This is a genomic window from Candidatus Burkholderia verschuerenii (assembly GCF_001189365.1).
Taxonomy (GTDB): domain Bacteria; phylum Pseudomonadota; class Gammaproteobacteria; order Burkholderiales; family Burkholderiaceae; genus Caballeronia; species Caballeronia verschuerenii.
The window spans coordinates 1-3656 of sequence record NZ_LFJJ01000303.1 but is presented as its reverse complement, the minus strand read 5'-3'; the positions used below and the strand labels follow the sequence as shown (position 1 = coordinate 3656).

The 3656-nt window shown below is 63.7% G+C and carries 2 protein-coding genes; both read left to right on the top strand.

Annotated features, from left to right (window positions below; genetic code table 11):
- The first annotated feature begins 300 nt into the window (after positions 1 to 300).
- Positions 301 to 1155 carry a bifunctional methylenetetrahydrofolate dehydrogenase/methenyltetrahydrofolate cyclohydrolase FolD gene (gene folD, locus BVER_RS28205; RefSeq protein ID WP_050456055.1) on the top strand — a complete coding sequence of 285 codons (855 nt, stop codon included), beginning with the start codon at positions 301 to 303 and terminating at the stop codon, positions 1153 to 1155.
- 218 nt (positions 1156 to 1373) lie between these two features.
- A complete protein-coding gene (locus tag BVER_RS28200) occupies positions 1374 to 3488 on the top strand; it encodes a M3 family metallopeptidase (protein ID WP_050456054.1) in 2115 nt (704 codons plus the stop codon).
- Positions 3489 to 3656 lie beyond the last annotated feature (168 nt).

Here is a 3656-nt window from a genome sequence, read left to right as displayed (position 1 = left end):
TTGGCATGCCTCGCCTCACATAACCTCAACTTCCCGAACCGCCCGGTGCGGACCCGCACGCCGGGTGGTGTGGCAGGGTGGTGTGGCAGGGGACCGGCCAGCTTGCTGGCCGCCCCTATGCCGATCTCGCGCGCTCGAAACGCCCGATCCCTCCGGGCGGTATAATTTCGCCCTTCCCGATGGCGTAAAAACGCCAAACCACGACGCGCAGCGCCAAGCCGGCCGCCTCCTTCCGCCGACGCATCCCGGCGACCGCGCGCACCCGCTTCACCCCATCGCTCATCCTCGATTCGACTCGCCATGACTGCCCAACTCATCGACGGCAACGCCCTTTCCAAGACCATCCGCGCCGATGTCGCCACGCGCGCCGCTGCCCTCACCGCCCGCGGTCACCAGCCGGGACTCGCCGTCGTGCTGGTCGGCGACAATCCGGCCAGCGAGGTCTACGTCCGCAACAAGGTGAAGGCGTGCCAGGACAACGGCCTGCATTCGGTGATGGACCGTTTCCCCGCGACGCTCGCCGAAGCCGATCTGCTCGCGCATATCGCGAAGCTCAACGCCGATCCGGCGATTCACGGCATCCTCGTGCAACTGCCGCTGTCCGCGCATATCGACAGCCACAAGGTGATCGAGGCGATCGCGCCGGAGAAGGACGTCGACGGCTTTCACGTCGCCAACGCGGGCGCGCTGATGACCGGCAAGCCGCTGTTCCGCCCCTGCACGCCCTACGGCGTGATGAAGATGTTCGAAGCGCACGATATCGATCTGAAAGGCGCGAACGCCGTGGTGATCGGCCGCTCGAATATCGTCGGCAAGCCGATGGCGCTGCTGCTGCTGGAAGCGGGCGCGACCGTCACGATCTGCCATAGCAAGACGCGCGATATCGCCGCCCACACGCGCAACGCCGATGTCGTCGTCGCCGCGACCGGCCGCCGCGATATCCTGACCGCCGACATGGTGAAGCCGGGCGCGACCGTGATCGACGTCGGCATGAACCGCAACGACGAAGGCAAGCTGTGCGGCGACGTCGATTTCGCGGGCGTGAAGGACGTGGCCGGTTACATCACGCCTGTGCCGGGCGGCGTCGGCCCGATGACGATCACGATGCTGCTCGTCAACACGATCGAAGCCACCGAGCGCGCCGCGCAAGGCTGAGTGCCGCATTGCGCGATTTCCGCGCCGATCCGGCGGAAATCGCGCTGTTTTGGCGGGCAATTGCGCAAAATTCTGCGCCGTCAATCGTCCCCTTAAAAACAATCCATTGGATTTTGGCCGCACCGCCCCAATAATGTTCGGATAGAGCAACCGAACACAGCCGGGCGGCGCGGTTCATCGGCCGCCCGTGCATCATCCGATACGAGAACGGGAGAGCCATGAGCGATACCACCGCAGCCACGTCAGCCACCACCAATCCGCTGCTCGATTTCTCGGACCTGCCGCGCTTCGGCGAGATCAAGCCCGAACACGTCACGCCCGCGCTGGACGTGTTGCTCGCCTCCGCGAAGGCCGCCGTCGATCGCGCCGCCGCGCCGGATACGCCCGCGACGTGGGCCGATATCGTGGAAACGGTCGAACGCGAATCGGAGAAGCTGTCGCGCGCTTGGGGCGTGATCGGCCACTTGAACGCCGTCGCCGATACGCCCGAACTGCGCGCCGCGCATGCCGAAAACTTGCCGCGCGTCACCGAATTTTCCGCGAGCGTCGGCCAGAATCTGGCGCTGTACGAGAAGTACAAGGCCATCGCGGCGGGATCGGAATTCGCCGGTCTGTCGCCCGAACGCAAGAAGATCCTCGAAAACTCGCTGCGCGATTTCCGCCTGTCCGGCGCGGAATTGCCCGAAGACCGCAAGCCGCGTTTCGCGCAATTGCAGGAAGAACAGGCGGCGTTGTCGAAGGCATTTTCCGATCATGTGCTCGATGCCACCAACGCCTATTCGTACTTCGTCACACAGCAAAACGAACTCGCGGGCCTACCCGACGACGTGATCGAAGGCGCGCACGAAGCCGCCCAGCGCGATGGCCGCGAAGGCTGGAAATTCACGCTACATTTCCCGTCGTATTTCCCGGTGCTGCAATACTCCGAACATCGGCCGATGCGCGAGGCGATGTATCGTGCCTATGTCACGCGTGCGTCGGAACTCGGCGAAACGTATGGCGGCGGCAAGGCCGAATGGGACAACACGGCGAACGTCGTCGAGAATCTGAAGCTGCGTCGCGAGGAAGCGCAAACGCTCGGCTATCAGAACTTCGCGGAAGTGTCGCTTGCGCCGAAGATGGCGGAATCGCCCGCGCAGGTCATCGCGTTTCTCGAAGACCTGGCCAAGCGCGCGCGTTCCTACGGTGAGAACGACTGGATGGAACTGCGCGCGTTCGCCGCGACTGAACTCGGCATGCCGGAACTGCAGCCGTGGGATATCGCATACGCGGCGGAGAAGCTGCGTCAGAAGCGCTATTCCTTCTCCGAAAACGAAGTGAAGCAGTACTTCCCGCAGGAAGCCGTGCTCAAGGGCCTGTTCAAGGTCACGGAGACGCTTTTCAACGTGTCGATCCACCGTGACGAAGCCGCCGTGTGGAATCCCGAGGTGCGCTTTTTCCGCGTCGAGAACAAGGACGGCTCGCTGGTCGCGCAGTTCTATCTCGATCTCTACGCGCGCGAAGGCAAGCGCGGCGGCGCATGGATGGACGATGCCCGCTCGCGTCACAAGCGCACCGAAGGCGGCGTGCAGACGCCGGTCGCGTATCTCACCTGCAACTTCTCCGCGCCGGTCGGCGGCAAGCCCGCCTGCTTCACGCACGACGAAGTCATCACGCTGTTCCATGAGTTCGGCCACGGGCTGCATCACATGCTGACGCGCGTCGACGAGTTGGGCGTGTCGGGCATCAACGGCGTGGAATGGGATGCGGTCGAGTTGCCGTCGCAGTTCATGGAGAATTTCTGCTGGGAGTGGGACGTGCTGACCGACATGTCCGCGCATGTCGAAACGGGCAAGCCGCTGCCGCGCGAACTGTTCGACAAGATGCTCGCCGCGAAGAACTTCCAGAGCGGTGTCGGCACGCTGCGCCAGATCGTCTTTTCGATGTTCGACATGGTGCTGCACACGTCCTACGATCCGTCGAACGCGACGCAGAACGTCAACGACCTCGCGCGCGAAATCAACGAGAAGTTCCACGTCATTCCGCAGGTGTCGTTCTCGCGCTGGCCGAACACCTTCAGCCATATTTTCGCGGGCGGTTATGCGGCGGGCTACTACAGCTACAAGTGGGCCGAAGTGCTGTCCGCCGATGCCTACGCCGCCTTCGAAGAAGCCGCGAAAGCCGCCAACGGTTCCGTGCTGAATGCGGAAACGGGCACGCGCTATCGCCGCGAGATTCTCGAAGTGGGCGGCAGCCGCCCGGCGATGGATTCGTTCAAGGCGTTCCGTGGCCGCGAGCCGGATATCGACGCCTTGCTGCGTCATAACGGCATGTCGGAGCAGACCGCGCACTGACGTTTTTGATGCTCTCGATGCGAGAACGCCGGCTTTCATGCCGGCATTTTTTGTGCGCCCAGCATGGGCGCACTCTTGCGGGTGCAAGTCGCGCGGCAAGTTGACCACAGCGAGCGAAGTGAAGCGCAACTGCGGAAGGGCGACCGACCGTGGGGAGGAAGCGTGGAG